This window comes from Syntrophaceae bacterium, from assembly GCA_013177795.1.
GTDB lineage: Bacteria > Desulfobacterota > Syntrophia > Syntrophales > UBA2192 > UBA2192.
In genome coordinates, this window is record JABLXY010000003.1 from 533,072 (window position 1) to 559,791 (window position 26,720).

The 26,720-nt window shown below is 65.7% G+C and carries 27 protein-coding genes; 16 read left to right on the forward strand and 11 right to left on the reverse strand.

Features of this window, described 5'->3' with window-relative positions:
• Positions 1-126: 126 nt before the first annotated feature.
• The 5 genes from HPY67_12345 to HPY67_12365 form a co-directional block, all read right to left on the reverse strand.
• Positions 127-1,074: an electron transfer flavoprotein subunit alpha/FixB family protein gene (locus HPY67_12345; protein NPV05510.1), complete on the reverse strand. Its 948-nt coding sequence runs from the start codon at positions 1,072-1,074 to the stop codon at positions 127-129.
• 10 nt (positions 1,075-1,084) lie between these two features.
• A complete protein-coding gene (locus tag HPY67_12350) occupies positions 1,085-1,855 on the reverse strand; it encodes an electron transfer flavoprotein subunit beta/FixA family protein (protein ID NPV05511.1) in 771 nt (256 codons plus the stop codon).
• A gap of 116 nt (positions 1,856-1,971) precedes the next feature.
• Positions 1,972-3,111 carry an acyl-CoA dehydrogenase gene (locus HPY67_12355; GenBank protein NPV05512.1) on the reverse strand — a complete coding sequence of 380 codons (1,140 nt, stop codon included), beginning with the start codon at positions 3,109-3,111 and terminating at the stop codon, positions 1,972-1,974.
• A 299-nt stretch (positions 3,112-3,410) separates the two neighbouring features.
• Positions 3,411-3,686 carry a hypothetical protein gene (locus HPY67_12360; GenBank protein NPV05513.1) on the reverse strand — a complete coding sequence of 92 codons (276 nt, stop codon included), beginning with the start codon at positions 3,684-3,686 and terminating at the stop codon, positions 3,411-3,413.
• Positions 3,683-4,969: an FAD-dependent oxidoreductase gene (locus HPY67_12365; protein ID NPV05514.1), complete on the reverse strand. Its 1,287-nt coding sequence runs from the start codon at positions 4,967-4,969 to the stop codon at positions 3,683-3,685. The genes HPY67_12360 and HPY67_12365 overlap by 4 nt, the downstream gene beginning before the upstream one ends.
• 238 nt (positions 4,970-5,207) lie before the next feature.
• Between HPY67_12365 and scmD the strand changes: the two genes are divergently transcribed.
• The 11 genes from scmD to HPY67_12420 all read left to right on the forward strand — a co-directional run bounded on the left by scmD (position 5,208) and on the right by HPY67_12420 (position 16,985).
• Entirely contained in the window at positions 5,208-5,489 is a 282-nt protein-coding gene (gene scmD, locus HPY67_12370; GenBank protein ID NPV05515.1) for a SynChlorMet cassette protein ScmD, read from the forward strand.
• Between the two features lie 49 nt (positions 5,490-5,538).
• On the forward strand, positions 5,539-6,648 hold the full coding sequence (gene scmE, locus HPY67_12375; protein ID NPV05516.1) for a SynChlorMet cassette radical SAM/SPASM protein ScmE: 1,110 nt from the start codon (positions 5,539-5,541) through the stop codon (positions 6,646-6,648).
• A gap of 16 nt (positions 6,649-6,664) precedes the next feature.
• Positions 6,665-8,341, forward strand: coding sequence for a hypothetical protein (locus HPY67_12380; GenBank protein ID NPV05517.1), 1,677 nt, complete (start codon positions 6,665-6,667; stop codon positions 8,339-8,341).
• Positions 8,341-9,630 carry a SynChlorMet cassette radical SAM/SPASM protein ScmF gene (scmF, locus tag HPY67_12385; protein NPV05518.1) on the forward strand — a complete coding sequence of 430 codons (1,290 nt, stop codon included), beginning with the start codon at positions 8,341-8,343 and terminating at the stop codon, positions 9,628-9,630. Before HPY67_12380 ends, scmF begins: the two co-directional genes overlap by 1 nt.
• 589 nt (positions 9,631-10,219) lie before the next feature.
• Positions 10,220-10,636, forward strand: coding sequence for a hypothetical protein (locus tag HPY67_12390; GenBank protein NPV05519.1), 417 nt, complete (start codon positions 10,220-10,222; stop codon positions 10,634-10,636).
• A complete protein-coding gene (gene scmC, locus HPY67_12395; GenBank protein NPV05520.1) occupies positions 10,636-11,577 on the forward strand; it encodes a SynChlorMet cassette protein ScmC in 942 nt (313 codons plus the stop codon). The genes HPY67_12390 and scmC overlap by 1 nt, the downstream gene beginning before the upstream one ends.
• A gap of 50 nt (positions 11,578-11,627) precedes the next feature.
• Complete coding sequence (locus tag HPY67_12400) at positions 11,628-12,182, forward strand: signal peptidase I (GenBank protein ID NPV05521.1); 555 nt, start codon at positions 11,628-11,630, stop codon at positions 12,180-12,182.
• A gap of 86 nt (positions 12,183-12,268) precedes the next feature.
• Entirely contained in the window at positions 12,269-14,125 is a 1,857-nt protein-coding gene (locus HPY67_12405) for an ABC transporter ATP-binding protein (GenBank protein ID NPV05522.1), read from the forward strand.
• Positions 14,094-15,119: a glycosyltransferase family 2 protein gene (locus HPY67_12410; protein NPV05523.1), complete on the forward strand. Its 1,026-nt coding sequence runs from the start codon at positions 14,094-14,096 to the stop codon at positions 15,117-15,119. Before HPY67_12405 ends, HPY67_12410 begins: the two co-directional genes overlap by 32 nt.
• Before the next feature lie 52 nt (positions 15,120-15,171).
• Entirely contained in the window at positions 15,172-16,272 is a 1,101-nt protein-coding gene (locus HPY67_12415) for a nucleotidyltransferase family protein (GenBank protein ID NPV05524.1), read from the forward strand.
• 56 nt (positions 16,273-16,328) lie between these two features.
• On the forward strand, positions 16,329-16,985 hold the full coding sequence (locus HPY67_12420; protein NPV05525.1) for a transposase: 657 nt from the start codon (positions 16,329-16,331) through the stop codon (positions 16,983-16,985).
• Positions 16,986-17,002: 17 nt separating this feature from the next.
• Here HPY67_12420 and HPY67_12425 read toward each other — a convergent pair whose 3' ends face one another.
• The gene (locus HPY67_12425) at positions 17,003-17,590 is read right to left on the reverse strand and encodes a molybdenum cofactor guanylyltransferase (GenBank protein ID NPV05526.1); all 588 of its coding nucleotides are present in this window, start codon (positions 17,588-17,590) and stop codon (positions 17,003-17,005) included.
• Positions 17,591-17,654: 64 nt separating this feature from the next.
• Entirely contained in the window at positions 17,655-18,821 is a 1,167-nt protein-coding gene (locus HPY67_12430) for an iron-containing alcohol dehydrogenase (protein NPV05527.1), read from the reverse strand.
• Between the two features lie 233 nt (positions 18,822-19,054).
• Here HPY67_12430 and HPY67_12435 point away from each other — a divergent pair, with 233 nt between their 5' ends.
• From HPY67_12435 to HPY67_12445, 3 genes are all read left to right on the forward strand, one after another.
• A complete protein-coding gene (locus HPY67_12435; protein NPV05528.1) occupies positions 19,055-20,353 on the forward strand; it encodes a phenylacetate--CoA ligase in 1,299 nt (432 codons plus the stop codon).
• A gap of 174 nt (positions 20,354-20,527) precedes the next feature.
• Positions 20,528-20,983 (forward strand): ACT domain-containing protein, encoded by a 456-nt coding sequence (locus tag HPY67_12440; GenBank protein NPV05529.1) that lies wholly within the window; start codon positions 20,528-20,530, stop codon positions 20,981-20,983.
• A gap of 129 nt (positions 20,984-21,112) precedes the next feature.
• Entirely contained in the window at positions 21,113-21,544 is a 432-nt protein-coding gene (locus tag HPY67_12445) for a hypothetical protein (protein ID NPV05530.1), read from the forward strand.
• A 102-nt stretch (positions 21,545-21,646) separates the two neighbouring features.
• Here HPY67_12445 and HPY67_12450 read toward each other — a convergent pair whose 3' ends face one another.
• The 3 genes from HPY67_12450 to HPY67_12460 all read right to left on the reverse strand — a co-directional run bounded on the left by HPY67_12450 (position 21,647) and on the right by HPY67_12460 (position 23,713).
• On the reverse strand, positions 21,647-22,267 hold the full coding sequence (locus HPY67_12450) for an arylesterase (GenBank protein ID NPV05531.1): 621 nt from the start codon (positions 22,265-22,267) through the stop codon (positions 21,647-21,649).
• 223 nt (positions 22,268-22,490) lie between these two features.
• Positions 22,491-23,006, reverse strand: a complete 516-nt coding sequence (locus HPY67_12455) for a cob(I)yrinic acid a,c-diamide adenosyltransferase (protein ID NPV05532.1) — start codon at positions 23,004-23,006, stop codon at positions 22,491-22,493.
• Positions 23,003-23,713, reverse strand: a complete 711-nt coding sequence (locus HPY67_12460; protein ID NPV05533.1) for an MTAP family purine nucleoside phosphorylase — start codon at positions 23,711-23,713, stop codon at positions 23,003-23,005. The genes HPY67_12455 and HPY67_12460 overlap by 4 nt, the downstream gene beginning before the upstream one ends.
• A gap of 212 nt (positions 23,714-23,925) precedes the next feature.
• Here HPY67_12460 and trxA point away from each other — a divergent pair, with 212 nt between their 5' ends.
• Together trxA and HPY67_12470 are read left to right on the forward strand one after the other, a co-directional pair.
• Positions 23,926-24,255: a thioredoxin gene (trxA, locus tag HPY67_12465; protein ID NPV05534.1), complete on the forward strand. Its 330-nt coding sequence runs from the start codon at positions 23,926-23,928 to the stop codon at positions 24,253-24,255.
• 67 nt (positions 24,256-24,322) lie between these two features.
• Positions 24,323-25,147, forward strand: coding sequence for an outer membrane protein assembly factor BamD (locus tag HPY67_12470; GenBank protein ID NPV05535.1), 825 nt, complete (start codon positions 24,323-24,325; stop codon positions 25,145-25,147).
• A gap of 1 nt (position 25,148) precedes the next feature.
• Here HPY67_12470 and HPY67_12475 read toward each other — a convergent pair whose 3' ends face one another.
• A complete protein-coding gene (locus HPY67_12475) occupies positions 25,149-26,717 on the reverse strand; it encodes an AAA family ATPase (GenBank protein ID NPV05536.1) in 1,569 nt (522 codons plus the stop codon).
• Positions 26,718-26,720: the final 3 nt, after the last annotated feature.

Genomic DNA, 26,720 nt, shown 5'->3' on the forward strand with positions numbered 1-26,720 from the left:
CCGGGCGGGTTTTCTGTGCGGGCATGCATACTCGATCGCGCCGCCGATGACAATGAAAAAGTTCGCCCGCCCGCAAAAAAGCCCCCTGCCGGACGGGCAGGGGGCCTTGCGTTGCGTGGCGGAAGACTACTTCCTGAGCGCCTCGAGAATCTTCGGCACCACGTCGTAGAGATCGCCCACGATCCCGAAGTCGGAAAGCGCGAAGATGGGCGCGTTCTCGTCCTTGTTGACGGCGCAGACGACCTTTGCGCCGCGCACGCCCGTCATGTGCTGCACCTGGCCCGAGACGCCGAGCCCGACGTAGAGCTCCGGCTTGACCTGCACGCCCGAGAGCCCGATGCAGAGATCCTCGGGGAGCCAGTGCAGCTCCTCCGTGACGGGGCGCGTTGCGCCGAGCTCGCCGCCCAGCGCGTCGGCCAGCTCCCGGGCGAGCGCGAGGTCTTCCCTCTTGTCGAACCCGCGGCCGGCGCAGACGATGACCCGGGCCTCGGTGATGTCCTTCGCCACCTTCTCCTTCGGCTTGCGCTCCACGATCTTGACTGCCGACGGGGGCGGGGCGGGCAGCTCCCGCGTCCTGCCCTGCCTCCCCTCCTGGGGCGCGGCGGGCTCGACACTGCGCGGGGGGACCGTGACGATGACGGGCTTGGCCGGGGCGGCGAGTTTCTGGATCGCGGCGCCCCCGTAGGCGAGGCGCTCCATGACGAGCGATCCCGACCCCCTGTCGAAGGCCAGTGACGTGCAGGCGCTGCAGAGCCCCGCACCGAGCCGCGCGGCCAGGCGGGCCGCCGTCTCCTTTCCCCGCGCCGTGGCGCTGAAGAGAACCAGGTCGGGTGATCCTCCCCGGGCCTCCTGCTCGATGACGGGCAGGTGGGCCCCAAAGGGCTCCCCGGGGGCGAGGTCGGCCAGCACGAGGACCTCGTCGGCCCCGCGGGCGATACATTCCCCGGGCGTCGCCGACCCCCTCGGGACGACGGCCGTCACCGCCGCCCCCAAGTCGGGGGCCAATGACCGGGCGGCACCCAGCAGCTCGTGGGCCTGTTCCCTTGTCTCCGCTACGACCCAGACACCCGGCATATCCCCTCCCTCACTTGATCAAGCCGCTCTTGCGCAGCGAGTCGACGAAACGGGCGATCCCGGCCGCATCGGCCGCCAGCTTCTCGCCCGTGCGTTCCATGCTCGACGCCGTCATCGCCTCGGTCTTCAGCGCCCCCTCGAAGCGGCCGGTCAGCTCCTCTCTCCTGACGGCGGTCACCGGCTTCTTGCCGGCCATCAGCGTGTCCTTGACGCCCGGGATCCGGGGCGTGTTGATGTCGGGCAGCACCGTGACGAGCGCCGGCAGCGGCGCCTCGACAACCTCGATGCCGTCCTCGACGCGCCTCTCGGCACGGAGCACGCCGCCTTCGAGAGAGAGCTTCTGGACGAAGCAGACGCAGGGGATGCCGAGAAGCTCGGCCAGCCTCGGCCCCACCTGCTGGGCGTAGAGGTCGCTCGAGCCCTCGCCGCAGGTAATCAGGTCGTACTGCGGGATGCGCGTGCGGATGACCTCGGCGAGGATCGCCGCCGTCTGCGAGGGCTCCAGGTCCCGGAAGGACGGGTCGGAGACGAAGAAGGCCTGGTCCATCCCGCGGGAAAGCCCGTCCTTGACGCCCTTTGCGGATTCGGGCACACCGACGGTCACGCCGATCACGCTGCCGCCGCCTCCCGCATCGCGCAGGCGGACGGCCTCCTCGATGGCGTTGCGGTCGTACTCCCCGATCTTGTAGTCCACCGACGAGAAATCCAGCGCACCGCCGGGGCCGCGGCGGATGTAGGCCTCGTCGATGACCCATTTGAAGCAGGCCACGATGGTCGGCATGACAACACTCCTCAAGTGCCGTGCAGGCATCAGGCACCAGGCATCAGGCACCCGGTGTTTGGAAGTGAACGCTTCCTTTGACCCTGACGCCCAACGCCCAATGCCTCGAGCCTGTCCTATCTCAACACGTTGCCCGAGATCACCATCCGCTGGGCCTCCGAGGTGCCCTCGTAGATCTCGAGGATCTTGGCGTCGCGCATCAGCCGCTCCACCTTGGCGCCCTTGATGTAGCCGTAGCCGCCGTGGATCTGGACGGCCTTGGTCGTGTGGTGCATGGCCTTCTCGGCGGCGAAGAGCTTCGCCATCGAGGCCTCCTTGGTGAAGGGCAGCTTGTTGTCCTTGAGCCAGGCGGCATAGTAGGTCAGGAAGCGCGCGGCCTGCAGGTCCGTGGCCATGTCGGCGATCATCCACGCGATGGCCTGGTGGCGCGCGATGGGGCTTCCCATCTGGACGCGCTGCTTGGCGTACTGGATGGACTCGTCGAGGGCGGCCTGGAGGATGCCCACCCCCTGGGCGGCGATGCCCACGCGGCCGTGGTCGAAGGCGACCCCGGCGTTGGCCATGCCGGCGCCCTCGGCGCCCAGCAGGTTCGCCGCGGGCACGCGGCAGTCCTTGAAGACGACCTCCGAGGTCTGGGAGGAGCGCAGGCCCATCTTGTGGAAGTGCTCGCCCGGCTTGAGCCCCGGCGTCCCCTTGGGGATGATGAAGGAGCTCATCCCCTTGCGGCCCGCCGCCTTGTCGGTCCAGCAGAAGACGAGGTACGTGTCGGCCAGCGGCCCGTTGGAGATGAAGGTCTTCGTGCCGTTGAGGACGTAGGCGTCGCCGTCCTTGACCGCCGTCGTCGTGGCCGCCATGACGTCCGTGCCCGCCCCGGGCTCGGTGAGGACGAAGGCGCCCAGGTGCTGGCCCGTTGCCAGCGGCACGAGGTACTTCTTCTTCTGCTCCTCGCTGCCCAGGAGGTTGATCAGCATGCAGGCGATGCCCACATGGATCGAGACGGTGAACCCCGTCGAGGAGCACGAGCGCGAGAGCTCCTCCACGACGATGGCGTGGGTGAGGTAATCGGCGCCGGAGCCGCCGTACTGCGTGGGGATCGGAATGCCCATCCAGCCGCCCTCGGCGAGCTTCTTGAAGAGATCGGCGGGGTGGGCTTCCTTCTCGTCGATCTCCGCGGCGATGGGCTCCACGTTCTTCACGCAGAATTCACGGATGTTCTTGCGGATGAGTTCCTGTTCCTCGGTCAGCTTGAAGTTCATCGTCCTCTCCCTCCTTCTGGCTCGCAGGCCAAAGCCTGCTCCAATTTTGAGTTTTCAATTTTGAGTGATGAAAACGATTGCCTGCGGATTCCGGACGTGCCGCCCTGAATCCGGTCAGGCGAAAAGCGTCGCGTATCTCATGACACCGGCAACGACATACCGCAGTCGCGTCATTCCTGTGCAGGCAGGAATCCAAGACAAGACTGGATTCCGGGCCAGACCCGGAATGACAAGATGATGATGTTCAGCCAGTGAAGCAATCATTCAAAACTCAACACTCAAAATTCTAAACTTGTTCCTTATCCAAAGCGGAACTGCACCCCGGCGCCGCCCTCCGGGTAGCCCCACTCGAGCACCGCCGTGCCGCAGGCGATGCGGCAGGTGCCGCACTCGAGGCAGCCGTCGATGCTCAGCGTGAAGACCCCGTCGGCGCCCTCCGCGTAGAGGCCCGCCGGGCAGGCCCTCACGGCCGCCTTGAGCCGCGGGTCGCGCTCCATGCCCGGCCGGATCCGGATGTGGGGCGAGGGCAGCGGCTTGAAGACGTTGAGGCCCAGCTTGGCTTTGAGGTCGCTCATATCTTCGTGACCTCCTTCGCGTCGAGGAGGATGGTCCACAGCTCGCTGAGCGGCAGGTGCTTGCGCAGCGTCGTGAAGACGGGTGACTTGGGCCCCGCGGGGACGGCGTAGAGATCGCGCATCAGGTTGCCGATCAGCTCCGGGTAGTGGCCGAAGAGGTGCGGGTTCGCAAGCACCCGCTGCGCGTCCTTGAAGGTCTTGAAATCGTGCAAGACGAAGCTGTCCTCCAGGGACGCCTGGTACGAGGCAAGCGCCGCTGCGTCATATCGCCCCGCTTTTCTCGCCTCGATGACGGCCTTGGCCGCATAGTGCCCCGAGGCCAGGGCGTATTCCATGCCGCGCACGGTGAACCCGAGGTTCAGGGCGAAGCCCGCCGAGTCCCCCGCCGCGAGGATGCCGTCGCCGACGAGGCGGGCAAGCGACCGGTAGCCGCCCTCCGGGATCACGTGCGCGCCGTACTCCACGGTCTGCCCCCCGCGCACGAGGGGAGCGATCTCCGGCCTCGCCTTGAAGGCCTCGAAAAGCGATGGCGCGTCGCCCGCGGCTTCCTCCTTTGCAAGGTCCTCGATGGAGACGACCAGGCCCAGGCTCACGCTGTCGGCGTTGGTGTACAGGAAGCCGCCGCCGAAGAGGCCCTTCGTGATGTCGCCGGCGTACAGGTGCGCCGCCCCCTCGCCGTCGCCCACGCCGAAGCGGTCGTTGATGACGGCGGGGTCGAGCCGGATCACCTCCTTGATGCCCACGGCGTAGTCGTGCGGCCGCCCGGGCGGCCGCAGGCCGGCCTTCTCCGGGATGAGGGAGAGCACCCCGTCGCAGGCGATGATCGCGTCGGCGCGGAGCTCGTCGCCCCCGGCGACGACGCCGCAGACCCTGCCGTTCTCCCTGACGAGGTCCGTCACGAGGGTCTTGGCGAGGATCATCCCGCCCCTCTCCTCGACGCGCTCGGCAAACCAGCGGTCGAATTTCGAGCGGAGGACACTGTAGCTCTGGGGCCTGTCGGCCCGCAGCTCGCTGCCGGTGTAGTGGAAGGTGAAGGAGCGGTTGCGGGCCATGAGCGTGGCCCCCTCGCGGACGATGGCCCGCTCGAGGGGGGCCCCATCCCAGAGGCCGGGGAAGAGGTCGCGGACGGGGTTCAGGTAGAGGCGGCCGCCGGAGACGTTCTTGGCGCCGGGGTAGTCGCCGCGCTCGAGGACGACGGCCTCGACGCCCTCGCCGGCCAGCGTCCACGCCGCCGCCAGCCCGGCCAGCCCCGCACCCACGATGATGACGTCGAACTTCTCCATCGCATCTCCCCCTTGAACCCTGCTGCGATGAACGCTACTGACATACCCTTTTTCCGAAGGAAGTTCAACCCTAAAGCACGAAATTGCCTGATGATTCCGCGCGGTATGCTTCTTGCAAAAATATCCGGCACCTCAGGCGCACGAGCCTGAAAGACAAGGTTTTTTTCTGGGCGCGGGCCATACCCGGCGCGGCAAAGCGTCAATTTTCGGATGTCGCCCCCATAGAAAGGAAAAGGCCGTGGATGCCAAGAATCCCATCGCCAACCCCCTGGTCGTCCTGCGAGAGGAGTTCGACGACTGGGCGATCCTCTTCGACCCCGACACAGGCAACGCCTTCGGCCTGAACCCCACGGGCGTCTTCATCTGGAAGCTCCTCGACGGGAAGCACGACGCCGACGCCATCGTCGGCAGGCTCCGCGAGGAGGCCGACGACGTCCCCGACGAGGCCGCAGAACATACCCGGCAGTTCATTGCGGCCCTGGAGCAGCAGGGTCTTGTCGGCTATGAGGTTCAACCGTGAGAAGCGGATATTCCATCATTCCATTGCTCCAGGAGCCCGGGGTGTCCTTATGCGCCTGATGCGCACCCCGAAAAAGATCGACATCGACATCACGAACCGCTGCAACCTGCGGTGCCGCTACTGCTACCACTACGAGAGTGCAGGCGACGCAGGCGGCGACCTCCCGGCATCGGAATGGCTCCGGTTCTTCGAGGAGCTGGGCCGCTGCGCGGTCACGGAGGTGACGTTGGCCGGGGGCGAGCCCTTCATCCGGGAGGACTTGAAGGAGATCATCGGGGGGATCGTCCGTAACCGGATGCGATTCCAGATCCTGAGCAACGGAACGCTGATCGACGACGACATGGCGGACTTCCTCGTCTCGACGAAGCGCTGCAACTACGTCCAGGTCTCCATTGACGGCTCCATGCCGGAGAGCCACGACGCCATGCGGGGCAGGGGGAGTTTCGCGAAGGCCATGCAGGGCCTCCTGACCCTTCGGCGCCGCGGAGTGTGCACTGCGGTGCGCGTGACCATTCACCGCAGGAACGTCCGCGACCTCGAGGCCATTGCGAAGCTTCTCCTCGAAGATATCGGCCTCGGCTCGTTCGGGACCAATGCAGCGGGCGCGATGGGCCTGTGCCGGAAAAACGCCGAGATGGTCCAGCTCACGACGGAGGAGCGCGTACTCGCCATGGAGACGCTCCTTCGCCTGACAAGGAAATACAACGGGCGGATCAACGCCATGGCGGGGCCGCTGGCCGAGGCCAGGGGCTGGCTCGAGATGGAGGAAGCCCGTTTCGAGGGGAAGGAGTCGATGCCTAACCGCGGCTTCCTGACCGGATGCGGCTGCTACCGGTCGGGCCTCGCCGTGAGGGCCGACGGCGTCATCACACCCTGCACGATGCTCTCCCACATCGAGCTGGGGCGGATCAACCGTGACGATCTTGTCACGGTCTGGAGGGACCACGAGGCGCTCAATGCCCTGAGACGCAGACAGGAGATCCCGCTTTCCCGTTTTTCCTTCTGCGAGGGCTGTCCCTACTTGAATTATTGCACGGGCAGCTGCCCGGGCCTCTCCTACACGCTGGTCGGCGAGGTCAACCATCCGAGTCCCGACGCCTGCCTGCGGAAATTCCTCGCCGAGGGCGGGAGGCTGCCGGATCGGGCCCTGTTGTGCTGAAATGGAAACGGGACAAATGAAGAAAACCCCCGGTGAGAGGCTTATTCTCGCCCTCGTCCTGGCGGTGCTCGCGGGCGCGCTCTATGCTCTCGCGCCCCCGGGACTTGCATCCAACGAGGAAGGCGTTCAATACGTGCAAATCCAGAACTTCGCCCTGAACGGTTCCCGCGAGATCGCCTGGCCGGGGTTCAGGCTCGGGTTCGAGGCGAGGGACCTGGCGGGACAGGGGGGCTTTTACGAGGCTCGGGGCGGAGAAGTCTACGCGACGCCGCCCCCGCTTTTCCCCTGGCTGGCAAGCCTGTTTTACCCGGTTTTCGGTGAAAGAGCCGGGGATTTCGCTGCGATCCTCTTCGTGTTTCTCTCGGCTCTGGTCCTGGGCCTGATTCTCGACAGGCTTATGAAAAGGGAGAGTCTCTACTGGCTTCTCCTGGCCGGATTCCTGTTCGGATCCCCCGTGCTCCTGCAGGCCTTTCAGCTCTCGGGGATGTCCCTCTCGCTGCTGCTGATCGTCTCGGCGCTCTGGATCCTCATGGACCATTTCGGGGGCAATCCCTCCTGGGTGAAACTGTTCCTCGCTTCGGTACTGGTGGGAGCGTCGGCGCTCGTCAGGATCGAGTGCCTGGCCGTCGTCTTTTCCTTCTATCTCTGCACCGCGGTCGTCCTGTTCGCGCAGAAACGCCAGGGCGATCTGTGGACGGTCTTTGCAGGCGGGGTCCTCTGCCTGGTCGCGCTGGTCCTTCATGACGTGCTGCTGCACGGCCGGTTTCCGGGCCCCTACCTGGAACTGGTCCTGCCGTTTTATGCGCTTTCACCGGTGCGCACGGCCGCCCTCGCCGGTGCCGCCGGTGCCGCCTGCGCCCTGTTCGTACTCTCCCGCAGGGAAGGGATCCGCCCTGTTCTCAGGGCGGTCATGTCGGTACTGTCCGTGCTGGCGGTGCTCGGCGCGGTTGTCGTCACGGCTGCCCGCATCAGCGTCGCCCCTCTCATGGCGCTGTTCCCCGCGGTTCTCTTCGTCTTTTTCGGCTTGCCCGGGAGGCTCGGGCGGCTGAAACGGGGCGAGGCTGCCCTGGAGGGAATCGTGACGGGGACCGTCGTGCTGTGTCTCGCGATCGGCGCCGCGGTCCTGCATCCGGGACCATGGATCGTGATGACCGTGTGGCTGCCGATCGTTCCCCTCGTCATTGTCCTGATCGCACTGGAGCGGGAGACCCTCCTGTCGGCCGTCGGCATGCGCCTCGTGTTCGCTTTTTTCTGCGGGGTCGCTCTTGTCAACGGGATTCAGGAATCGAGGAACGGAATCTTCAAGTACAAGGAGTACAACGCCGGGCGGATCTCGTTTCTCGAGAGGCACACGTCCCCGGGAGACGTCATCGTGTTCGGGGACCCGGGAAGCCTGGAGCACGCGGGCCCGCTCTTCTTCGGCAGGGCGATGGTCGTTGCGGCGCACCCCCGCGATCTCGACCGATTCGCAGGGACGGCAGCCGGCAGAGCCGGATCTGCAGCGTTCGCCTGGACGGCCAATCCTCGGTGGGTGCGGGGCTACAACCCGTATGCCGAAGAGGCTTTGCCGGCCTTCCCCTTCCCGCCGGGGGCGAAGTCCTGCTGCCGCGGCACGTGCAAGGAAAGAAACTATTATCTGGTCAGGCTGGACACACGGGCTGCGGTTTTCGCCGGTTCCGGCCAGGGAGGATGATGGACGTGAGTCAACATCAGACGGCGCCTGTCCCCGCAGGCCGTGGCGGGGTGGTCACGGCAGCCCGCCCTGTCCCGTCTCTCAACACGCTTTACTTTTACCTGACCGAGGGGTGCAACCTCCGGTGCCGCCACTGCTGGATCGAGCCGCCGCATCAGTCTGCGACGCGGCAATACCCCGCCGTGGAGCCGGAGCTGTTCCGGCATATCATCGACCAGGCAAAGCCCCTGGGACTCACGTCCGTGAAGCTCACCGGCGGCGAGCCTCTCATGCACCCGCGCATCGGGGAAATCCTCGCAATCCTCCGCGACGAGAGACTCCGCTTCAACATGGAGACCAACGGCGTCCTGTGCACGCCGGAACTGGCACGGGAACTCGTCCGTTCGGGGATGTTCCACGTGTCCGTGAGTCTCGACGGGGCCGACGCCGAGACCCACGAGTGGGTCCGCGGCGTGAAGGGCTGCTTCGACGCCGCCCTTCAGGGGATTCGGAACCTCGTCACGGCCGGCGCCCGGCCGCAGGTCATTATGACGCTGATGCGGAGAAACGCAGGCCAGATCGAGGCGGTCGTCCGCCTGGCCGAGTCCGTCGGCGCATCGTCGGTGAAATTCAACATCGTCCAGCCCACGGCCCGCGGCGTGAAGATGCACGAGGCGGGGGAGACTCTGCCGATCCATGAGATCGTCAGGATCGGGTCCTGGGTTGAAGACGAACTCTCTGCGGGCACGAAGCTCCGCCTTTTCTATTCCCACCCCGTTGCGTTCCGGCCCCTGGGGAAGATCTACGGCCGTGAGGGGTCCGGCTGCGGGGTCTGCGGCATCCACGGCATCCTGGGCGTGCTGGGAAACGGCTCGTATGCGCTCTGCGGGATCGGCGAGACGGTGCCGGAGCTCGTCTTCGGCCACGCCGCAAAGGATGCCCTGGCCGATGTGTGGAGAGAAACCCCCGTGCTCAACGAGATCCGCGAGGGCCTGCCGCGGCGACTTGAGGGCATCTGCTCGGAGTGCCTCATGAAAGGCGTCTGCCTCGGGAGCTGCGTCGCCCAGAATTATTACCGGAGCAGGAATCTCTGGGCGCCGCACTGGTACTGCGAGGAGGCGAGGGCACTGGACCTCTTCCCCGGTATGCGTCTTGCTCCCCCAACGGCACGGAACAGCGTTGCACCACGGCATGCCACGCGACAGGCCTCCGGGCAGGAGGGAGAAGCCCCGACATCGCTCGGCGCGCAGGGATGCGCAGTCGATCATCCCTGGAATCCGATTCGTTCGGTCAGGACAGGGCGCGCATGAAGACGAAGTTACGCTACGAAGCGCCGCTTCTCGTCGACATGAAAGGGCGCGACATGTGCGGCGAGTTCATCACTTGCGCCGTGGGGGCGAACCGTGCCTTGGGGCCCAGCTGCACGGAATACATCCGGTGCAACACGGGGACTTATGCGGAACGCTGCGATTCGGGCTTAAATGCCTGCGGGTGTGATTCCTGCTGTCAAACCGGATCCGGTTACACGACAACAGCCGGGTTTCCCTGGGTATCCGGTTGCCAGTGCATTCCCGGCAGCCAGGCACTCCTGAATTGCCAAGGAGGAGGTTATACGGGATCCGTTTGCTCGTACGGCGACTTCGCCGGTGACAATGTCTGTTCGACAGGTTCGAGTGTATATAGCTCTTCCATACAAAATTGCGTCAGTGGAATCTGATCCATGCGCTGCGGCTTGCCGAAGGCCATGCCTGGGGGATTGAGCCCGGCGGCGACACCGGGGCGCGGGCCGGCAGTTTACCCGCCTGCCCGGTCTCGAGATGATGCGATTGGATCAGACAAAGTCGCCTGCTCCTCTCGGTGCATCCGATGCGAGCCGTTTCTCTCCCTGGAGGCTGAACGGTGAAAGCAAGACTTCGTTACGAACCCCCGCTTCTCGTCGACATGAGGGCCCGTGAACTCTGCGGGAAATTCAGCGCCTGCTTTTCCGGAGGCTACGCCGGCGCCGGGATGAGCTGCTACGAAGACTCCTCCTGCAAGTCCGGCACGTATGCCGAGAGGTGCCAGACCGGCGTGGGAGCATGCGGATGCGATGCCTGCTGCCAAACCGGCTCTCTGTATCAGCAGACGGGAGGGTACGTGTGGACGGAATGCGAGTGCAAACCGGGAAGCCAGGCGCAGACGAACTGCAACGATGGGTCATACACGGGCGGCCCGTGCACGAACTACGGTAATTTTGCCGGGGGAAGCACCTGCAGTCTCTATGGGACCTACGTCTACTACTCGTGCGGCACGCAGAACTGCTGCGCGGGGGCCTGATGCGACGGATGTACGGGTTTCAACTCTCTGACGGCCAGACCTGGGGGATTGAGCCCGGCGGCGACACCGGGGCGTGGGCCGACACGTTTGCCCGCCTGCTCGGTCTCGAGCCCCTGCGGCGCCTGCCGGAGGACACGATCCGCCTGGAGAGGGTTCCGCCCCCGTCGGGCCCGGAAGACGTATGCCGCAGCGCCCCGCACGGGCGCGGGGGGGAGGGCTGGCATCTCCGCACCTCTCCGCTTCTGGAAGTCTGGCGGCATCCCTCCCTGCGTGAGATCCTCTGCGGGCTTCACGAGACGCAGGATTTTTCCCAGGTGAAGGAGCAGATGCGGTGCGCCCTCTTTCCCGTCTACGATCAGACCGTGCGCCGGGGCGGTCTGCCGCTCCACGGCGCCCTGGTAGGGCAGGGCGGCCGGGGGGTTCTGCTCGTCGGCCGCAGCGGCGTGGGCAAGTCGACGGCCTGCCGCAGGCTGCCGCCGCGGTGGGACGTCCTCGGCGACGATCTGGCCCTCGCCGTGCGGTTGCCCGGGGGAGGGTTTGCAGTCCATCCCCTTCCCACGTGGAGCGCCGTCGGACAGGCTGCGGGAGAACGGACGTGGGACATCCGGCGGGGCCTTGGCCTCTCGGCGGTCTTCTTTCTCACCCAGGCCGCCGAGGACGAGATCCTCCCGGCGCAGAAGGCCATGGCGACGGTGCTCTTGACCGATGCGGCCATGACGATCTTCCAGTCCGTCAGAGTGAGGGAGCGATCGATGGAGAAAACGCTCCTGGCCGGCAATGTCTTCGCCAACGCCGCCGCCATGGCCGGGTCGGTGCCGGCCTACATCCTGCGCCTGAGTCTCACGGGGCGTTTCTGGGAGAAGATCGAAGAGGTATTGGAATTGGAAAATGGGGACAGTCCCCTTTTTCGGTGCGAGACCGGGGAACAGAAATCGGCATGACCGGAGCAGACGAAAAGAACAGGAATGCTGTCTTCTGCCGCGGCGACAGCATGCGCCCCCTGTTTCGGCCGGGAGACCGCATTGTCTTCGTCCTCTGCCGGGTCGAAGAGCTGCGGAGGGGCGATGTCATCATCTTCACGCCGCCGGGGGGGGAGGAGCGGGTCGTCCACCGCGTCGTGTCCATCGATCGTCACGGGGTCCGGACACGGGGAGACGCGAATCCGCATGCGGACCCTTGGGACGTGAGGCAGGAGGAACTCGTCGGCCGCGCCGTGGCCATCGAGCGCGGCGGCAGGGTGCTCCCCGTCGTGGGCGGCCGGGCGGGGCACCTCATCGCCTCCTGTATTCGTATGGTCAGGAAGGCGGATCACATCGCATCCCACGTGCTGAGTCCCTGCTACCGGGGGCTGGCCCGCAGCGGGCTCTTTCGGGCCATGCTTCCCGCCGCCCTGAGGCCGCGGGTCGTCACCTTCGAGCGGGAGGGAACCCGGGAGATGCAGCTGTTCCTTGGGAGGCGCGTCATCGGGCGGCGCCCCGCTGGCGCCGGCGCGTGGACCATCCGCCGGCCTTTTCGTATCTTTGTCGATGAGCGGGCCCTGCCGTGAAGAAAATGGGGACAGTCCCCCTTTTTGGCGGCATGATTCTGGCACCGAACTAAATCAAAGGGACAGTCCCCTTTTTCCGTCTAGCCATGAAAACCTGGATTGAATATCTTAGAAGCGGGCTTGCGCGAAAGGCGCCGGAGGACCGGCTCGCCGAGGGGAAGACCTCTGCGGGCATCGTCGAGAACCTGCGCCGGCACCTCCCCTTCTTCCGCCGGCACTGGAAGAAGGCGTCCCTGGGCGCAGGCTTCATCCTCCTCAACGCCGCGATGGCCTTCCCCATGCCGCTCGTCTCGCGCTTCGTCATCGACGACGTCATCCTGGGCAGGCAGCTGGCGCTCCTGCCCTGGGTGCTGCTCGTCATGGCAACCCTGGCGCTGTTCACGCGCGCCGCGGGCCTTTTCCAGAGCTGGTTCTTCCTTCGCTACAGCCAGGAGATCACCCTGGACATCCAGAAGCAGGTGCTGGACCACTCCTTCAGCCTGCCCAAGGCCTTCTTCGACCGCAACCAGGCGGGTTACCTCATGGCCCGCATGACGGGCGACATCGGCGGCGTGACCTGGTTCCTCTCGGGCAGCCTCGTGGGCATCCTCACGAACATCCTGTATTTCGTGGGCGGGCTCGCCCTCCTGCTCTGGCTGGAGTGGCGGCTCGCGCTGGCGGCCCTGGCCGCCGTGCCGGTCTACCTCTTTGCCCTGCGGCGCTTCTCCGACCGGATGCACGCCCTGAACCACGCGGGCAACGAGGAGAACGCCCGGTACATGAGCGGCTTCCAGGAAACACTCGACGCCATCCCTCTCGTCAAGGCCTTCGCCGCCGAGGATCGGGCCGTCGGGAAGATCATGGCCGGCCTGCGCGGGGTGTTCCGGCTGTCGGCGGAGCGCTCCGTCGTGGCATCCGTGACCGGCCTCGCCCTCTCGTCGACGCCCAGCCTCGTGAACTTCGGCGTCTTCGCCGTGGGCGCCTGGTGGGTCATCACGGGGCACTGGAGCCTGGGTTCCCTCTTCGCCTTCCAGGCCTACCTCGGCCGCGTCTTCGGACCCGCGCAGTCGCTCGCCTCGACGGGGCTGCAGATGCAGAGCATCCGGGCCTCGCTCGAGCGGCTCACGGCACTGCTCGACGTCGCGCCGGAAACGGGGGGCGGGCATCGGGTCGAGTCCCTCCGAGGCGAGGTGGAGTTCCGCGATGTCTCCTTCGCCTACGACCCGGCGAACCCCGTCCTGAAGGGCGTCAGCTTCCACGTGCGGGCGGGCGAGCGCGTCGCCGTCGTGGGGCCCAGCGGCGCGGGCAAGACGACGCTGCTCGGCTTGCTGCTGCGCTTCTACGCCCCGACGGGGGGCGAGGTACTCTACGACGGCAGGCCCGCCGCGGACTACGACGTCCGGTCGCTCAGGCAGCGGATCGGCTACGTCGCGCAGAGCCCGGCCCTGCTGTCCGGCACCATCGGCGAGAACCTCCGCTACGGAAACCCCGGGGCGACGGACGGGGAGATCGCCCGCGCGGCCCGAGTGGCGGGCATCCACGATTTCATCGAAAGCCTGCCCGACGGCTACGGCGCCAAGCTGGGCGAGAAAGGCGTGAACCTCTCCGAGGGGCAGAGGCAGCGCCTGGCCATTGCAAGGGCCCTCGTGAAGAACCCGGACATCCTCGTTCTCGACGAACCCACGGCGGCCCTCGACGCCCCGACGGAGAAGTCCATCATCGAGGCGCTGCCCCGCGAGACGCGCGGCAAGACGATTTTCGTCGCGGCCCACCGGCTCTCGACGCTCATCGGCTGCGACCGCATCCTCGTGCTGAATGAAAACCGCCTCGTTGCCGCCGGGACGCACGCGGAGCTCATGCGGTCGTGCGAGACCTACCGCGCGCTGTTCGGCGGCCAGCTCATCCCCGAGGGGAAGGGCAAGGTGATTCCCTATGAAAGTTTCCGTCGTCATACCCGTCCATAACGGGGAGCGATACCTGTCGCAGGCCGTCGAGAGCGCCCTGGCGCAGACGCACCGGGACCTGGAGCTGCTGATCGTCGACGACGGCTCGACGGACGGCAGCCGCGCCGTCGCCGAGCGCTTCGCCCGCGAGGACGCGCGCGTCCGCGTCCTTGCGCAGCCGAACCGGGGCGTGGCCGCCGCGGGGAACCGGGGCCTCGAGGAGGCCCGGGGCGAATGGGTCGCCCGCCTCGACGCGGACGACCTGTTTGTGCCCGACAAGCTGGAGAGGCAGCTGGCCTTCGTCCGGCGGCACCCCGACGTGCGCATCGCGGGCACCCTGGGGCACTTCATCGACGCGAGGGGCCGCGTGCTCGGCCTCGTGAACGGCGAAGGGCCTTTCACGAGGGCCGAGTTCGAGGCGATGGCGGCCCGGGGAGAGCCCGTGTTTTTCGTCCACTCCTCGACGCTCATGCACCGGGAAACCGTTCTTGCCATCGGCGGCTACCGCGAGCGGTTCATCCAGGCCGAGGACATCGACCTGTGGCTCCGGATGGCCGAGAGGGGGCACCTGCTGCTGAAGATGCCGGAGCCGCTCGTGCTGTACCGGCTGCACGCAGAGTCGCTCACGATGTCGCGAAACGCCGAGCAGAAACTCCAGCACCGCTGGGTCATGGCCTGCGCCGGGGCGAGGGGGAAGGGAAGGGAAGAGCCCTCGCTCGAGGCGTTTCTCCAATCCGAGAGGCGCAGGCCCTGGCCCGACCGTGTGCACGGGGGCCGCCGGGAGGCGGGCGAGCGCCTCTACCAGCGCGCGGCCCTGCACTACGCCTGCGGCCGCTGGGCAGCGCTTGCGGCCTGCCTGTGCCTTGCCGCCTGCCTCAACCCCCGGCACGTGATTCCGCGGCTCTGGGACCGCAAGCTCGGCCCCGCGCTTGAGAGGCACCTGCCCGGTGAAACCCCAGTCCCGATTCCCCTGGCCGGGCGAGAGGAGGCCTGCCGGCATGCGCCCGGAACATGAGCTTCTGCTCTTCTGCGTCAGGTCCGCATTGCAGGGGAATGGGGCCGGGTCGATGACGTTCCTTCCGGAGGGATTCGACTGGAACCGTTTCTTGCGGCTCTGCGAGTGGCACAACGTGGCCCCGCTTGTCTGCCGGGTCCTTCCAACCGTTGTGAATGGTGCCGTATCGCCTGCCGCCGTGGACCGCCTCCGCGGGCTTTCTCACGGGAACACGGCGCGCTCGCTGTTCCTGGTGACGGAGCTGTCGCGCATCCTGGGCGCCCTCGAGGCCTCCGGCGTTCCCGCTTACCCCTTCAAGGGCCCCGCCCTGTCCGTCCTGCTCCACGGAGACCCGGCACGCCGGCAGTCGAAGGACCTGGATATCCTGGTTCCCAGAGAAAAACTCCGATGGGCCATCAAGGCCCTCGACGCGCTGGGGTACAGGGCACAAGGCGCAAGGGAGGGGGTGCGGCTTGCGGCCCACCGGCAAGCCGAGTACGAGACGGCCCTCCTGCGCCGCGACGGGAGGCTCCAGGTCGAGCTGCAGTGGGCCGTCGTCCCGGCCTATTTCGGCTTCGACCACGAAAGGCTGGGCATCTGGTCCAGGCTCGAGGCGAGAGCGTGGAACGGGAGCGCCTTTCCCGTCCTGCCGCCGGAGGAGTCGCTCCTGCTGCTCTGCGTCCACGGTGCCAAGCACCTCTGGTGCAAGCTGGGGTGGGTCTGCGACGTGGCGGGCCTGCTCGCATCGCCGGCACCCCCGGATTTCCGACGGGCCCTCGAGCTTGCGGAGCGTTGCGGCGTGAAGCGGCTCCTTCTGCTGGGGCTTCTCCTGGCCGGGCGCCTGGCGGGGGCGCGCCTGCCGCGGGAGGTCTCGGACCGGATCGAGGCGGACCTCATGGTCCTGGCCCTGGCCCGGCAGGCCCTGGCCGTCATCGCGTCGACGCCGGTGAACCCCGACGCGGACCCGGCGCGATACCTCTTCTACCTGAAAGCGAAAGACTGCCGGCGGGATCAGCTCCTCTTCGCGGGAAGGCTCCTGGCGACCCTGGCCGCCGGCGAGTGGAACCCGGCAGCCCTGCCCGACATGCTCGCGCCCCTCTACTACCTCGCCAGGCCCATCCACATGGCCGCCCGCCACGGCACGCCGGTCCTTCGGGCCCTGGCCCGCCGGTGAAGAACAATGCAAAAAATGGGGACAGTCCCCATGTTCGTGCCGAGGTGAAAGACAAGATGCCGAGAACCGCGAGGAGACTGGAGGGCGGACTGATCTATCATGTCATCAACCGCGGGAACGACGGAAAGACCGTGTTTCACAAGAGAGCCGATTATGCGAGTTTTCTGGATTTGATGGTTACGGCGAAAGAGCGCTGTCCGCTAAAGCTATTTGCCTTTTGCCTCATGCCGAATCATTTTCATTTCGTCGTCTCGCCTGACGATGGGGACATGCTGAGTTCCTGGATGCAGTGGTTGATGACGACACACGTCCGTCGTTATAATCAGCACTACGAACGATGCGGGCATCTCTGGCAGGGAAGATTCAAGAACTTCCCCGTTCAGGACGATGAGTATCTGCTCGTTCTGATGCGGTACGTGGAAGGCAACCCCGTTCGTTCCGGGCTGGTTTCGACTGCGCGGGACTGGCCATGGTCCTCCCACGGAGAGAATGCTGGGGACTTGCCGAGACACTTGACGGACCCGTGCCCACGGGTCCTGCCGCAGAACTGGACGCGGTACGTCGACACCCCCTGGTCGGGTTCGACGCTCGAAGACATCAGAAAGTGCGTGAACCGTCAAAGACCCTTCGGAGCGACCGACTGGAAAACAGAAATCAGCCGGAAACTCGATCTGAAGTCGACAGCCAGGCCAAGAGGGCGACCCAGAAAATAAATAGGGACTGTCCCCATTTATTTCGCGGGCGAATGCGCCTCCAGGTCGCCGGGGCGATTGAGATTGGCGAACAGCCTCCCCTCGGGGTCGAACCGGCGGATTTCCTCGACGCGGATTTCCCGGGTCCTGAATTTCCGAAACAGCAGGGACACCTTGAGCTCGCCCCTCTCGATCTGCGATTCGATGACGGGGAGGCACGCGCGGGAATAGACCGCGTGGAGCGACTCGAAACCGTTGGGGGTGACGGGGACCACCAGGTCGTAGCCCTGTGCCTGTTCGATCATGTACCGGATGAATTCCCCGTTCAGGTGGGGCATATCGCAGGCCGAGACGAAGGCCTGACCGCAGGTCGCGTGGAGGAGCCCCGCGTGGATGCCCCCCAGGGGCCCCCTGTCGCGGAAGATGTCGGTGACGATCCGGGCGTCGAACTCCAGGTAGTCGAGCGGGGTGTTCGTGGAGATCACGATCTCGGAGAAGAGCGTGCGGTACACCCCAAGGGTCCGGTCGATGAGACGCTCGCCCCCGACCTCGAGGAAGGCCTTGTTGATGCCTCCCATGCGGCTCGCCCTGCCTCCGGCGAGAATGATGCCGGTCAGTTCCTGCAAGGACGTATCCCCCCTCACCTCAATCCTCTCCCGCCAAGGGAGAGGACGATAAAGGAAAGGTTGTTCAGCGGCAGTGGTTCAGGACGTCGACGATGACCTCCCTCGTGTAGTCCTTGAGCCTCCAGGTCTTTGCGAGTTCGACGGCGTTGTCGGCGATCTTCCCGATGTCGTCCTCGGGAATGCCCCCTTCCTTCAGGGACACGGGGCTCTTGATCGTGCTGAACCAGCCCCTGAGCGCTGCGATGCCCGCCGCGGCCGCCTTTGCGTCGTCCGTCTCGGCCGCCCCGAAGAACTCCCTCGCGAGACGGGCGAAACGGGCCGGCTTCTTTTTCGCCGACCAGGTCATCCAGCCCGGCAGCACGATCGAGAGGCCCGCACCGTGGGCGATGTCGTAGAGGGCCGACAGCGAGTGCTCGATCATGTGCACGGGGAACCCCACGATCCCCATGCCTGCCGTCGTCAGGCCGTTGAAGGCGAGCGTCCCCGACCACATGAAGTTCGCCCGCGCGTCGTAGTCGCGGGGATCGGCGAGCGACTTCTCCGCGGCCTCCATGATCGTTTTCATGAAGGCGTAGACCATCCGGTCCTGCAGGGGGCTCTCGCCGGGCTCCGTGTTGGTGAAGTAGCCCTCGAGCATGTGCGTGACGATGTCGACGGCGCTGTAGGCCGTGTAGGCCGGCGTGACGGTGTAGAGGACCTCCGGGTCGAGAATCGACGTCTTCGGCTGGATCAGGGGTGAGCGGACGCTGAACTTCTGGCGCGTCTCGTCGTTCGTGATGACGGCTGCGGCATTCATCTCCGAGGCGCTGGCCGACATGGTCAGGACGACGAGGACGGGCAGGGCATCCTTCACGAGTTTCGTGTAGACGAAGAACTCCCAGGGGTCGTGATCCGCCTTCACGCCGGCGGCGATTGTCTTGGCGGTGTCGATGACGCTGCCGCCGCCCACGGCGAGCACCGCGTCGACCTGCTTCGCGCGAGCCAGGGCGATGCCTTCCTTCGCCTTGGAGAGCAGGGGGTTGGACTTCACGCCGGGGAGCTCGACGACGTCGACGCCCGCCTCCTTGAGGGAGTTCAGGACCTGCTCGTAGACGCCGCTTGCCCGCACGCTCCCCATCCCGTAGACCATGAGCACCCGGCCGCCGAAGCGCTTGACCTCGGGCCCGATCTTGGCGATGGAGCCTTTCCCGAAAATGATCTTCGTGGGGTTCTCGAAAACGAAGTTCTGCATGGTGCGCCTCCCGGAGCAGGCAACGGGCGTCAGGCAACGGGCGTTGGGAAGAGCCCTTTCGCCCCGGATTGCCTTTCGTCCGCCTGCGGCGTGATTTCCCGTTTTCTATATCTGTTAACGGCCCTCATCCGCAAGCGGGAACTTTGCGTGCGCGCCGCACCGGCCCGAGATAGGGCTTGATAAAATTCCGCCGCAGGGGTACAAAAACGCTCGATCACCTTGGAGGAAGGGAAATGTACTGGGAAAAAGAACTCGAGACCATGCCGCGGGAAAATCTGGAGGCCCTTCAGCTCGAGCGGCTCAAGGCGACCCTCAGGCAGGCCGCGAAATCCCCCCACTACGGCAGGGTCTACAAAGAGACGGGGTTCAGCCCCGATGATTTCAGGTCGCTGGCCGATGTGCCGAGGCTTCCCCTGACGACCAAGGACGACCTCCGCGAAAACTGGCCCTACGGGTTTCTGGCCGTGCCGCGGGAGGAACTGGTCCGCATGCACTCCTCGTCGGGGACGACGGGCCGGGCGACGGTCATCTTCCACACGGCGAAGGACCTTGATGCCTGGACGAACCTGGTGGCGCGCTGCATGTACATGACGGGCGTGCGCCGCTCCGACGTCTTCCAGAACATGATGACCTACGGGCTCTTCACGGGGGGGCTGGGGTTCCACTACGGGGCGGAGCGGATCGGCTGCCTCGTCATCCCCGCCGGGGCCGGCAACAGCAAAAGGCAGATCCAGCTCATGCGGGATTTCGAGACGACGGTCATCCACATCATCCCGAGCTATGCCCTGCATCTGACCGCCGTCTTCGAGGAGCTCAAGGTCGACCCCCGGAAGGACACGAAGGTGCGGATCGCCTTTGTCGGGGCGGAGCCGCACACGGAAAAGACCCGCAGGAGGATCGAGGAATTCTACGGATGGAAGGCCTTCAACTCCTACGGCCTCTCCGAGATGAACGGGCCCGGCGTGGCCTTCGAGTGCCCGGCGCAGAACGGCCTGCACATCTGGGAGGACAACTTCCTCGTCGAGATCATCGACCCCGACACCCTGAAGCCCGTTCCGGACGGCGAGGAGGGCGAGCTGGTCATGACGACGCTTGCGCGCGAGGGGATGCCGATCATCCGCTACCGCACGAAGGACCTCACCCGGATCATCCCGGGGCCCTGCGAGTGCGGCCGGACCCACCGGCGCATCGAGCGCATCAAGGGCCGCACCGACGACATGATGATCCTCAAGGGGGTCAACATCTTCCCCATCCAGATCGAGAAGAAACTCATGGACATCCCCGGCGTGGGGACGAACTTCCTGATCATCCTGGAGCGCAAGGGGTTCAACGACGAGATGATCGTCAAGGTCGAGGTGGCGCAGGAGTTCTTCGACGGGGACCTGCTGAAGCTGCAGAAGCTCCAGCGACGGATCACGGACGAGCTCAAGGCCGACATCCTGATCACCCCGAAGGTCGAGCTCGTCGAGCCGGGAAGCCTCCCCAAGTCGGAGGGGAAGGCGGTGCGGGTGATCGACAACCGGAAGGACTGAGCCGCTGTGCGGCAGGCCCCAGGCGACAGGCATGAGGCATCAGGCTCCGGAAAGAGATGACGGGACGGTTGCCTGCAGACTGCGGCCTGCGCCAGGGTGAGAGATCGGGACCTGCAACCGCCACTTGGAAGAAATTGTCAGCGGCTGGCGATTCATGTGCAAGAGAGGTGCCCCATGACCGTGCATCAGATCTCCGTTTTCGCAGAGAACAAGCCCGGGCAGCTGGCGAGGCTGACCGGGATCCTGAGCAGGGCGAAGGTGAACATCCGGGCCACGACGATCGCCACGACGGCCACCTTCGGCGTCATCAACCTCATCGTGGACGACCCGCAGAAGGCCATCAAGGCGATCAAGAAGGACGGGATGATGGTGACGACCAAGGAGGTCATCGCCGTCATCATCGAGGACAAGCCGGGCGGCCTCGACAAGCTCACGCAGATGCTCTTCAAGGAGAACATCAACGTCAACAACGCCTACGGCTTCGTCCTCGACAGCTGGAAGACGGCGGTCTTCGTCGTCGAGGTGGATGACATCGCGAAGGCCCAGAGGCTGATCGAGAAGGCCGGGTTCAAGACGCTCGACGACGACGCCCTCTCGGCGGTCGAGCCGTTTCACTATGTAAAATATTAGGGGATGGAATACTGGAATGATGGAGCAATGGGTTGATCAGGAAATCTTCACCCGGGATTCCAATACTCCATCACTCCAATGGGCAGACATGCAGTAGATCGAGGCACAGAATCGAAGAGGAATACCAGCATGGCTAGGCAGGACAAAGGGCACTTCGCGGCGAAGCACCCCGGTGCAACCGTGAAGAAGGAAGTGGCGGAACTGCTGAAGAAGAAAAAGGTCGACGGCGCGATGACGTGCCCCCTGGCGTTTCAGGCGGCGAGCGAGCTGAACCTCACGCCCGCCGAGGTCGGCCTGGCGCTAGACCTGCTGGAGATTCCCATCAGCAAGTGCCAGCTGGGTCTGTTCGGCTATTCGCCGGTCAGCCGGATCCTCCAGCCGGCGGATTCGGTTCCGGAGGAACTCGATGCGGCCATCCGGGCCGCGATGAAAGACGGCCGGCTCCCCTGTGCCGCCGCGTTCCGGATCGCCGCCGACTTCAAGGTCGCGAAGATCCGGGTCTCGTCGGCCTGCGAGAAGCTGAAGATCAAGATCAGCGCCTGCCAGCTCGGCGCGTTCTAAAGAACGGCTGAAGGCTAAAGGCTAAAGGCTAAAGGCTAAAGGCTAAAGGCAATGGATTCTTTTCCTGACCCTTTGCCCTTAACCTTTTGCCATTTGCCTTCTTCAGAGGTACGGCTTGAGCGCTTCGTAAAAATACCCTGCCATGATGCCGTAGCCCGCATCGTTGGGGTGGATGGCGTCGCTCATCTTCCCGGGGTTGCCGAGCAGGCCCTTCAGGATGTCGGGCACCAGCACGGCCCCCGTCTCTTCGCAGACCTTCCGGTACTGCTCCTGGAACCCCCTTCCCCAGACGGGGACGTCGAGCCCCCCCACGATGACGAGGGCCCCCCGGCCCTGGATGGCCGTGATGATCGCCTTGAGGTTCCTGAAGGCCCGGTCGCGGTCCTGCCGGTTTTTCAGGTCGTTTCCCCCGAGGGTGATCAGGACGATGCACGGCGAGCGGTCGAGGACATCGCGCTCGAGCCTCGCCAGCGCGGTGTCCGTCGTGTCGCCGGGGATGCCCGCGTTGATGACGGGACGGCCGATGCGCCGCGAGAGCTGGGAGGGGTAGTCCATGCCCTGCGAGGCGCCCGTGCCGTAGGTGAGGCTGTCGCCGAAGCAGATGATGTTCTCGCCCGCCGGCCTTGCGTTCTTCACGGGCGGGGGAGGCGAGAGCTGGCGGTACCCGAGATAGACGGTGAGGATGACCGCCAGTGCGACGGCGCCGGTTTTGACGAGCTTCATGGAAGCGTGTTACGGGTTGCTGTCCAATCTTGTCAATGGCCGGGCGGGATTCTGCACTGCGAAGTTTGACGCGTTTTGGTTAACCGATCTTCGCGAAGCTGAGCGTCCGCAGCGCAAACTGTTTGAGCCCGAAGGGCGAGTTTTTGCGTCTGCAGTGAAGCGAGCGTTAGAGCGGTCCAAAACCGTCAATTCGCAGAAAGAATTCCGGTCGGACAATCGCTTCTTATCCTTTTTCCTCCGCGTAGCGGGCCAGGGTGAAGAGCATGTCGGCGAGCCGGTTCAGGTACTGGTGGATCTCGGGGCTGTTGAGAAGCCCCTTGTGCTTGAGCTCCGCCGCCCGGCGCTCGGCCCGGCGGATGACCGTCCGGCCCACGTCGATCTGCGCGGAGACGGCGTTCTTGCCCGGGTAGACGAACTCGCGCGGGAAGGGGACCTCCTCCTGGAGCCTGTCGATGAGGTCCTCGACGCGGTCCACGTCGGCCTTGCCGATCCGCTGCGCGAGCTTGCCCATGTCCTCGGGAAGGGTCGACATCTCGGCGCCCATGACGAGGAGGTCCTTCTGGACCTGCAGGATGATCTCCTTGATCCGGGGGTTGCCCGTCATCCCCCGCGCCACCCCGAGGACGGAACTGGCCTCGTCGAGCGTCCCGTAGGCCTCCGGCCGGGGATCAAACTTGGGGATCCGCTGACCGCCCAGAAGACTGGTCTCTCCCGTGTCGCCCTTCTTCGAGAACTTCATGCCCTGCTCCTTTCGATGAACTTGCCGACGATCGTCAGCATGGTTTCGCGGTTCCGCTTCGCGCCCTCGAGGATCGTCTCCATGGTGAGGGGAGTCTCCACGACGCCGTTGCCGTAATTGTCGACGGAACACAGGGCGGCATAGGCAAGCCCGAGCTCCTTCGCGACGATCGCCTCGGCGGCCATGGTCATCCCCACGATGTCGGCGTAGGCGGCCATCATGCGGATCTCGGCCCGGGTCTCGAGCCTCGGGCCCTGGGTCTGCCAGTAGACGCCGCGCTCCACGACGGGGATCCCGCAGGCGGCTGCGGCCTCGATGAGCCGGCGCCGCACGTCCTCCGAGAGATCGGGCGTGATGTGGACGGGCCGGTCGGCAAAGACCGTGGGCGTGCCGGCCAGCAGGATGAAATCGTCGGGCACGACGATGGAGCCGGGCGGCAGGTCCTTCTTCAGGGATCCCGTCGAATTGACGCCGACGACGTCGCGGATGCCGAGGGCCTTGAGGGCCGCGAGGTTTGCCTGGTGTTGGATGCGGTGCGGCAGGACGTACTCGCCGGGCTCGTGGCCGTGGCGCGCGATGTGGGCGATTTCCCGGGATACCCAGACGGTGACCCGCCCGAACTCGTTGACCACGTGCTCCTTCCGGAGCCCCCGGAAGGCGCTCGTCCCGTGCAGGACCGTCCCGGAGATGATGCCGATGGGCGCCATGGGGTTCTCCTTCTTCCTGGTGCCTGACGCCTGGTGCCCGACGCCTGTGCTTTCCTAGCAGAATCGGCGGGGCCTGTCAAAAAAATCGTGCCCCGGAGGGGACGCCTGCAGAACGCCCGTCAGTGCCCGCGGATCCGGCATCCCCGAGGTGCGCTTGACTTCGCCGCCGCATGATGGCATAGTTGCATTCAGAACAGCAAGGGGGTAAGCCCATGAGCGATGAAAACGTCATCCACCTCAGCGAAGGAACCTTCGACGCCGAGGTCTTGCAGTCCAGCCAGCCGGCCCTGGTCGACTTCTGGGCCCCCTGGTGCGGGCCCTGCCGGGCCATCGGCCCGATTCTCGAGGAACTGGCCGGGGAGTACAAGGGCCGGATCAAGGTGGCCAAGGTCAACGTCGACGACAACAAGAAGCTGGCCGGCGATCACGGGGTGATGAGCATCCCCACGATGATCCTGTTCAAGGACGGGAAGGTCGTGGACAAGGTCATCGGGCTCGTGCCGAAGGAGAGGCTCAAGGCCCTGCTGGACAAGGCCCTGTAAGAAAAACGGTTGATGGAGGCCCCTGTTTGCGCAGGCGGGCCTCCATTTTTTTATGCGGCGGGTGAGCATGCAGACAAACGGGATCGGAAGCGCCACGGCAAACAGACGCGGGCTGCTCGCGGCGGCCCTCCTCCTCATCCTGGCGGTGTCCGTGAGCGGCTGCGCCTGGTGGGATTCGATCTGGGGCAAGGAGCCCCGGGTCCGGCCGACGCCGGAGGGTCTCTACCAGCGCGGGTTCGAACACTACAAGAAGGGCGACTACAAGAAGGCGATCGAGGTCTTCTCGCGCGTGCGCGACGAGTATCCGCTCAACCCCGTGGCCCTCATGGCGGAGCTGGGCATCGCCGACGCCTACTTCGAGAACGAGCAGTACGTCGATGCCTCGGTGGCCTACGGCAGCTTCGTCGAGCTGCATCCGACGAACCCGAACGTCCCCTACGCCATGTATCAGCTCGGCATGTGCCACTATCACCAGATGCAGACCATCGACCGGGACCAGACCGAGACGCAGAAGGCCCGCAAGGAGTTCGAGCGGCTCATCGCCCGGTTCCCGCAGAGCAAGTTCGCGATCATGGCCGAGAAGAACCTGCGCGAGGTCAAGCAGCGCCTCGCGGAGCACGAGTTCTACGTCGGCGAGTTCTACTACCGCACCAAGAAATACGACGCGGCGCTCAAGCGCTTCGAGCTCATCCAGCGCGAATACGCCGGCCTGGGGCTGGACTACAAGACGAACCGGTTCATCGAGGAGACGAAGCTCCGGATGCGGGAGGAGCAGGACCGTAAGTCCAGAGAGGCACAGAAGGCCGAAGAGGCCCGAAAGGCGAGGGAAGCGAAGGAAGCCAAGAAGGCGCCGGAGAAGACCCCGGAGAAGACCCCGCCGCCCGGCAAGTAGCTCAGCCGCGCTCCGACAGGCGCTGCAGCACGGCGAAGGCGGTCCTCTCCGCCTCCCCCGACGTGTCCGCCACGAGATGCGATTCCCCGGGGATCTCGTCGATCCGCTCGAAATCCCCTTTCTGGGCCTGGAAGATCTCCCAGCGCCCGTCCGAGATGTCCCCGCCGCCCGATTCCCGCTTTCGCAACCGCTCCTCGACAATCGCCTCGGGGCAGGTGCACTCCACGAGGATCGCCTCGGCGCCGGCCCGGCGTGCCGCCTCGAAGGCCCGCGAGCGCTCCTCGCGGCTCTTGTAGGAGCCGTCGAGGATGACGGCGCCGGCGGTCTCGAGTTTCTCCAAGGCGATCTCGAGGGCCCGCGCGTAGGTCCTGCGCGAGACGTCCGCCGAGTAGATCCCCTGCCCGAACGCCTCGTAGCGGTGCTCCGAGGCCGGAATACGGAGCATCTCCTTCCGCACGGCGTCGGTCTGGACGATGTCCGCCCCGACCAGGGGGGCCAGCGCGCGGGCGAGGACGCTCTTGCCCGTCCCCATGAGGCCGGCCACGAGGATCAGCGTCTTCTTCGCGGGCCGCGCCGCGTAGGCGAAGGCCAGGTCGAAATACCGGGATGCCGCCCGGGCGGCTTCCTCCCGCTGGGCGGGTCCGATGTGCGGGTCGTCGAGGCGGAAGCTCGTCACCTTTCCCCGCACGTAGGCGTAGTAGCAGCGGTAGAAATCGAGCAGGCGCCGGACCTCCCCGTCGCCGCTGTGGCGGACGTAGGCATCGACGAAGGCACGCGCATGGCCGGGGTAGCCGTTGTAATCGAGGTCCATGGCAAGGAAGGCCGCCTCGGCCGCCACGTCGCCGAAGCGGAATCGCTCGTTGAACTCGATGCAGTCGAAGATGATGATGCCGTCGGCCAGGCAGATGTGCTCGGCGTGGAGGTCGCCGTGGCAGTCGCGGATCCGGTGCTCCGCCACGCGCTTTTCGAACAGCGGCCGCTCCCGCTCGAGGAAGCGGTTGACCCAGCCCCGCAGGAATTCGTAGCGCTCGCGGGGGATCGTCAGGCCGATGTAGCGGGCCGTCTGCTCGAAGTTCTCGTCGTGGTTGTACAGGATCGTCTCGATCCCGCCCATCTCGTCGATCCGGCCGCCCGTCTCGGCCCGCCGGTGGAAATCGGACACCTTCGCCGCGACGGCGTCCATGGTCTCCGGCGGGACCTTGCCCTCGGCCAGGAGCCTCTTCAGCATCCTGTCCTGGGGGAGCCTTCGCATCACGACGGCGTACTCCACGGGCCGCCCGACCCCGAGGGCGGGGGTCCCCCCGGCGTCCTCCCCGATGGCGGCCACCTCCAGGTAGGCCTCCGGCGCCAGCCGCCGGTTGAGCCGCAGCTCCTCCTCGCAGAAGCGCTTTCTCTTTTCGAGCGTCGTGAAGTCGAGAAACCCGAAGTCGACGGCCTTCTTCACCTTGTAGACCCGGTCCCCCGCGATGAAGACGAAGGAGATGTGCGTCTGAACGAGTTCCACCGACGGGGGCCGGTGCGGGTAGAAACCCGGTCTGGACATGGCCTCGACGAGCTTGGGGTGGGTCATGGG